This is a genomic window from Neobacillus bataviensis (genome assembly GCF_019969725.1).
The window spans coordinates 1-3,286 of sequence record NZ_JAHXYW010000034.1; the positions used below are offsets into that span (position 1 = coordinate 1).

Below are 3,286 nucleotides of genomic sequence, written 5' to 3' on the forward strand. Positions count from 1 at the left end.
AGCAGTCCGGTAGCTCGTCGGGCTCATAACCCGAAGGTCGCAGGTTCAAATCCTGTCCCCGCAATATGGTCTGGTAGTTCAGTTGGTTAGAATGCCTGCCTGTCACGCAGGAGGTCGCGGGTTCGAGCCCCGTCCAGACCGCCATTTTTTATACCAGTAGGAAATTCTACTGTTGATATAGATTTTATATAGTGTGGCTCAGTAGCTCAGTCGGTAGAGCAAAGGACTGAAAATCCTTGTGTCGGCGGTTCGATTCCGTCCTGAGCCACCATCTACAATTTGTTTTTATATGTGGAGGGGTAGCGAAGTGGCTAAACGCGGCGGACTGTAAATCCGCTCCCTCAGGGTTCGGCGGTTCGAATCCGTCCCCCTCCACCATTTATAGGGGTATAGTTTAAAGGTAGAACGAAGGTCTCCAAAACCTTTGGTGTGGGTTCAATTCCTACTACCCCTGCCAGATTTAAGGTTAAGGCAGCATAGCCAAGTGGTAAGGCAGAGGTCTGCAAAACCTTTATCACCGGTTCAAATCCGGTTGCTGCCTCCAATTTTTCGAAATGCGGGTGTAGTTTAGTGGTAAAACCTCAGCCTTCCAAGCTGATGTTGTGAGTTCGATTCTCATCACCCGCTCCATAATGGGCCTATAGCTCAGCTGGTTAGAGCGCACGCCTGATAAGCGTGAGGTCGATGGTTCGAGTCCATTTAGGCCCACCAGAGTTTTTGGTGATAGCAAAATAACTTACCATTATTCCGCAGTAGCTCAGTGGTAGAGCTATCGGCTGTTAACCGATCGGTCGATGGTTCGAGTCCTACCTGCGGAGTCTTTTTTTATTTCTAGACTAAACAATGTTCCCTGAAAACTTCTTTTTTTCCCCGTATGACCATTTTAACTTTGCAGTTACCATCTATCTGAAAATCACCACCATTTGACAGTTTTTTTAAAGGAATAATAGGGAAAATGCTGATATACCAAGTGTAAGACTCAAACTAAACAAACGATTGAGTAACTGACAAAATTTTTATCAGTGAATTGCCTCCAACCCTTTAGCGAAGGGGCATCCAGCGTTTTTAATTAATCGATTAATTGGTTTTGTTGAACGAAGAAATTGTTGGATTTTGTATGTTGGGTATTACCAAACGAAAAAGCAGATATCCAATTGGATATCTGCTTTTTGGTGTAATCTATCCACCTAAAATGGCTTGAAGGATTAGTACTTTATACATAAATGTAAAAAGACCAATTAGGATTCCGGATATGGCCAGTCCGCTCTGTATGATTTGAAAAGACCTACAATACCGAATAAAATCGCCATAATCCACACCGTGAGAAGAATCTAGCGAGGAATATGGAGCAGGCTCAAAACAAATCAAATGATCGTAAGAGAAATGGATACTTTGGCCGCTTTATTTGATTGTTTTTTAATTAAAATATGATGGCATACACTAGACAAAAAAATCACTCTTTATTGTATATGTACAACTATATCCATTTTGGAGTTTTTTTATCTTGTGGTGATTATTTTACTTGGTTTGGTCCTGCACTGAATTTTCCCTCGGTTTACGCTATATGTCATATTTTTCAAAAAGATAAAATATAGAATCATTTTCTGGGGAATAATGTCTTTTTTTCTGAAAATACTAACTGGTTTTCGACATACCTTCAGATACCTATATATCCTAACGGTCATATTTTGTTTCTAAATCAAAAATACTTTTGAATAACTTCCGGAGTATCTTGGTTATAAACTGGTTTCCAAGCTTCAAGGAGATTTTCTTTCGTTACCCTTAGAGCCGGGATAGGTACGTAGGTTGGTGCTTGTTTTCTAAGCAGTGCTTATCCTGCCAAGATCGCTTCAGCTACACCTTGCTGGTAGGGCACTGGGCATCCAATCGCTTGATTAGTTAATCCTTGGCTATTTTCTATTGATTGGCGGCGGATTTATGGGGAAGGTGCATTCACTTGCGTATGCTGGAATGCCAATGTTTTTCTGGCAGGCACCAGCTATTCCACACCGCCATACTGTAGTGGATGTAACAGAGGAACTAGCAAAAGATTCCGCAGCAAGATTGGGATTCTAGTAATATTCAACCGACTAGAGAGCAGTAGTCAACGCTCCGGAAATCGACATTTGAAATTCATGGGGAAAAAGGGTATCTATATTTTAACTATGAGCGCCGTGATGAACTTTAAGTTTGTTTCTCCGATGATCCAGGCGACGCAAAAGGCTTCAGAACGGTTATACTGGACCTGCAACTCCATATGATGGAGAATTATGGCTATAATCCCAGCTCTGGGTATTGGCTACGGGGAAACAAAAATCATTGAAACCTATGATTTATTTAAAGCAATTGTAGAAGAAATGGAGTTTTCTTCAAACTTCAAAGATGGATATTGGATTGAATTAATCGCAGATGCGATTCTAGAATCAGCTGAAAAAGGTTAATGAGTTAGTGTGGGGAAATTTGGTGCTGCTACAAATTAATTTGAAGAAGAGGCTTCTCGATGGAGGAGCCTTTTTCATTTTTTAATATAAAGTTTTAATGTACTCATGGGCTCTTGTAAAGGACATCCTTTCCTGTCCGCATAAAAGAATAATCAATTATTAACTTATTTCACAATATAGCTGAAAGCTCCACGCCATTGTTATTTTGATAAAAAATTTGTATAGAGGGTTGACGGCGAAATAAAAAGGGAGTAATATAAGAACTCCTGACAGGGACAAAATATTAAACCTTCAAGATAAGAAAAAAACTCTTGACAAGATTAATATTTTAGTATATTATTAATACCTGTCGCTGAGTTGATTTAAAAGTTTTAAATAAAGCGATTGACACGATTGAAGACAAGATGTTATATTGATATCCTGTCTTGAAAAATTGTTCTTTGAAAACTAAACAAACAAAAACGTCAACAAACAATAATATTCGTTTCATTTGAAACGAAGCCAACGTTTTATTTTATGAGCTAATCAACTTTCTTGGAGAGTTTGATCCTGGCTCAGGACGAACGCTGGCGGCGTGCCTAATACATGCAAGTCGAGCGGATCACTAGGAGCTTGCTCCTGGTGATCAGCGGCGGACGGGTGAGTAACACGTGGGCAACCTGCCTGTAAGACTGGGATAACACCGGGAAACCGGTGCTAATACCGGATAACCCTTTTCCTCTCATGAGGAAAAGCTGAAAGTCGGTTTCGGCTGACACTTACAGATGGGCCCGCGGCGCATTAGCTAGTTGGTGAGGTAACGGCTCACCAAGGCGACGATGCGTAGCCGACCTGAGAGGGTGATC

The 3,286-nt window shown here is 40.9% G+C and carries 2 protein-coding genes, 8 tRNA genes and 1 rRNA gene; all 11 read left to right on the top strand.

Features of this window, described 5'->3' with window-relative positions:
- The first annotated feature begins 67 nt into the window (after positions 1-67).
- A tRNA-Asp gene (locus LC455_RS30725) sits at positions 68-144 on the top strand.
- Positions 145-195: 51 nt separating this feature from the next.
- Positions 196-271, top strand: a tRNA-Phe gene (locus LC455_RS30730).
- Between the two features lie 22 nt (positions 272-293).
- Positions 294-378 (top strand) — tRNA-Tyr (locus LC455_RS30735).
- Between the two features lie 5 nt (positions 379-383).
- Positions 384-457, top strand: a tRNA-Trp gene (locus LC455_RS30740).
- 13 nt (positions 458-470) lie between these two features.
- Positions 471-544, top strand: a tRNA-Cys gene (locus LC455_RS30745).
- 12 nt (positions 545-556) lie between these two features.
- A tRNA-Gly gene (locus LC455_RS30750) sits at positions 557-630 on the top strand.
- Positions 631-634: 4 nt separating this feature from the next.
- Positions 635-711, top strand: a tRNA-Ile gene (locus tag LC455_RS30755).
- A gap of 35 nt (positions 712-746) precedes the next feature.
- Positions 747-818, top strand: a tRNA-Asn gene (locus tag LC455_RS30760).
- Between the two features lie 1,120 nt (positions 819-1,938).
- Entirely contained in the window at positions 1,939-2,076 is a 138-nt protein-coding gene (locus LC455_RS30765; protein WP_223596775.1) for a hypothetical protein, read from the top strand.
- A gap of 194 nt (positions 2,077-2,270) precedes the next feature.
- A complete protein-coding gene (locus tag LC455_RS30770) occupies positions 2,271-2,441 on the top strand; it encodes a hypothetical protein (RefSeq protein WP_223596777.1) in 171 nt (56 codons plus the stop codon).
- A 531-nt stretch (positions 2,442-2,972) separates the two neighbouring features.
- Positions 2,973-3,286, top strand: a 16S ribosomal RNA gene (locus tag LC455_RS30775); the annotation flags it as partial.

Excerpts from the sequence above, each read along its gene's own strand:
- LC455_RS30765 (WP_223596775.1), top strand. The coding sequence starts at position 1,939 with ATGGGGAAGGTGCATTCACTTGCGTATGCTGGAATGCCAATGTTTTTC.
- LC455_RS30770 (WP_223596777.1), top strand. The coding sequence starts at position 2,271 with ATGGCTATAATCCCAGCTCTGGGTATTGGCTACGGGGAAACAAAAATC.